Consider the following 2,791-nt stretch of genomic DNA (forward strand, 5'->3'; position numbering starts at 1 on the left):
CTGCTCTGGATCTGAAATATCCTCAGGCAGGTGATCGTTGACCTCTGCGTAAGTCAGATACTTCTGCTCACGACCCAGGGTGATCAACTCTTTGATACGAGACTGCTGTTGCGCTTTTCCGGACATAACACCCTATCCACTGAAGGTCTTGGCGGGCAAAAAACAAGCCGAGGATTATACCTGAGCTATGACCTCACGCGCCAGTTGAGGTCGGGTTTGATGCGGAAACATTGCGACTTAGAAGGTCGCGCAGTTGATTTTTCTCTTCAATACTCAGTTCGCTTTGACGGGCTTTCCTGAGTAACTGTTCAAGATTTCGCTCGCGTTGGCGGGCTGACAAGCTAGTAATGGTGTCGAAAAACTGTTGTTCAAGGTTATCTCCGTCAATCAACCACTCCTTTTCTGCCAATGCCTTGAGCAATCGACCCTGTTCAGTGCCGTGCCATCGCGCGATCAACTGAAATGAGTTTAGCTTGGGATTCTTCTGTACGGCTTCGAGCAGCGCCACAAGCAGCTGGGCGTTGGTCTGATTCTCGTCCGCAATGTGCCCGGCATCTTCGACGCGCTCGGCCAGTTGCGGGTGATGGAGCAGTGTGCGCAGGGCGGTCAGGGTTGGCGATTCGACGCCAATCGGCGTGCGCGGGCGTTGCTGGTCGCGATCGCCGCCACGCTTGCCGTTTTTATCCCAGGGCTTCTTGTCCCACTTCTTGCCGCCAGCGCCAGGTTTCTTCGGCGTCCACTCCTGCTGCGGCACATACATGTCCTGTGCCTGCGGCTGATGGTAGTCGCTGTAGTCCGGCATTGCGTCGTAATTGATGCCCGGGTCGTAAGCGGGCGGCGCTTCCTGCGGCGCATTTTGCGCCAGCTGACTGACGGTTTCGCTGCTCAGGCCGGTGATTTCGGTCAGGCGCTGACGCATCAGAATGCGCAGGTTGGCGCCCGGCACTTTGTCGATCAACGGTGCGGCGAGGGTGGCCATGTGCGCCTTGCCTTCGAGCGAACGCGGGTCAGACTCTTCGGTCAGTTGCTGGAAGAAATAATCCGCCAGCGGCTGAGCGTGCTGATTGATGCGCGCCTTGAAGGCATCGGTGCCTTCAGCGCGAACCAGCGTATCCGGATCTTCGCCTTCGGGCAGGAACAGAAAGCGTGCGCGACGGCCGTCCTGCAGACTCGACAGCGTTGCTTCGAGTGCGCGCCACGCGGCGTTGCGGCCAGCCTGGTCGCCGTCGAAACAGAACAACACGTTCGGCACGACGCGAAACAGGCGCTTCAAATGTTCTTCGCTGGTCGCGGTGCCCAACGTTGCGACGGCATTTTTCAGGCCTTGTTGGGCGAGCGCGATGACGTCCATATAACCTTCGACGACGATGATTTCGTCGAGGTTGCGGTTGTTCTTGCGTGCTTCATAAAGGCCGTAGAGTTCCTGACCTTTATGGAAAACCGGGGTTTCCGGGGAGTTCAGGTACTTGGGCTTGTCGTCGCCGAGTACGCGGCCACCGAAGGCGATGATGCGGCCGCGGGTGTCGCGTATCGGGAACATCACGCGATCGCGGAAGCGGTCATAGCGTTTGCCGGTTTCGGCGTTCTCGATCAGCAGCCCGGCGTCGATCATGGCTTTTTGCTGAAGGGTGTCGCTGCTCAAATGTTTGAACAGGTTATCCCAGCCTGGCGGCGCGAAGCCGAGGCCGAAATCCCGGGCGATCTCGCCGGTCAGGCCGCGACCCTTGAGGTAATCCACGGCAGCTTTGCGCGCGGGGTGGCTCTTGAGGGCCTGCTTGTAAAAATCGGCAGCGGCGGTGAGCAGCGGGTAGAGCGGCGAATCAGTCGGTTGCCGTGGCTTGCGCTCGCGGCCGCTTTCTTCGCGGGGGATTTCCATGCCGGCGGCTTTCGCCAGATCTTCGATGGCCTGGGGAAAATCCAGGTTGTCGTGATCCATGAGAAAGCCGAGGGCATTACCGCCGGCGCCGCAGCCGAAGCAGTAATAGAACTGCTTGTCGGGGCTGACGCTGAACGACGGGGTTTTCTCTTTGTGAAACGGGCAACAGGCGGTGTAGTTCTTGCCGGCCTTCTTCAATTGCACGCGCGAACTGACCACATCGACGATGTCGGTGCGGTTCAGCAGGTCGTCAATGAAGCTCTGGGGAATTAGCCCGGCCATGGCATTCTCGTCGTCTGCGCTGCAATAAGTCCGATGCGTAAGGCTGCCGGACGCGGGTCGTTGTTTGAAGCACGCAAAAAGTGCGGCTCGACCGGTGTCGTCTGCGTAATCGCTGTCGGGAAGTGTATCTGCCGAAAAACCACTGACGTTAGTACCTATCAGTCTTCGACTATTTGAAAGTGTTGCGCTGAATCCGCTGACGGCCGGTTGAGGGCCTCGGATAGCTCAATAAAGCGGGCACGCATGCAGGTGCCTTGGGCTGATCGTCGTGAGAGGAATCAGTGGGTGTGCTCGTCAGTAGCCTTGAAAGGCTCGTCAGAAGAGACGTGCACCGCTGGCAAAAGAGCCAGGTCTGACGTGTGAAGCAGATTCGTCTTAGTCGCGTGTGCGGCTTCGACGTTGAAGCATCAAGCGTTTTACGCAAATGCCATTAGCCCGGCTCAGAGCCGGGCTTAGGCAAGAAGCTTGCTACGAACGTCTGTGTATTAGTACAGACGAACGGCGCGGCGCTGTTCGCGCTGAACTTTCTTGGCGTGACGCTTAACAGCGGCTGCTGCTTTGCGCTTACGCTCAGAAGTTGGCTTCTCGTAAAATTCGCGGCTACGAACTTCAGCCAGTACACCGGCTTTTTCG

General features: G+C 57.9%; 3 protein-coding genes. All 3 read right to left on the reverse strand.

The features are described 5' to 3' along the window. Positions 1 to 126, reverse strand: a 126-nt coding sequence (locus ACIOMO_RS25230; protein ID WP_401244234.1) for an RNA polymerase sigma factor region1.1 domain-containing protein, incomplete at its 3' end; no start/stop codon positions are given. 67 nt (positions 127 to 193) lie between these two features. Further along, the gene (gene dnaG / locus ACIOMO_RS25235; protein ID WP_053124418.1) at positions 194 to 2,158 is read right to left on the reverse strand and encodes a DNA primase; all 1,965 of its coding nucleotides are present in this window, start codon (positions 2,156 to 2,158) and stop codon (positions 194 to 196) included. 485 nt (positions 2,159 to 2,643) lie between these two features. Further along, on the reverse strand, positions 2,644 to 2,791 hold a 148-nt coding region (gene rpsU, locus ACIOMO_RS25240; RefSeq protein WP_401244236.1), incomplete at its 5' end, for a 30S ribosomal protein S21.

Source organism: Pseudomonas sp. NPDC087804 (genome assembly GCF_044742965.1).
In the GTDB taxonomy this organism is placed as follows: Bacteria; Pseudomonadota; Gammaproteobacteria; order Pseudomonadales; family Pseudomonadaceae; genus Aquipseudomonas; species Aquipseudomonas rustica.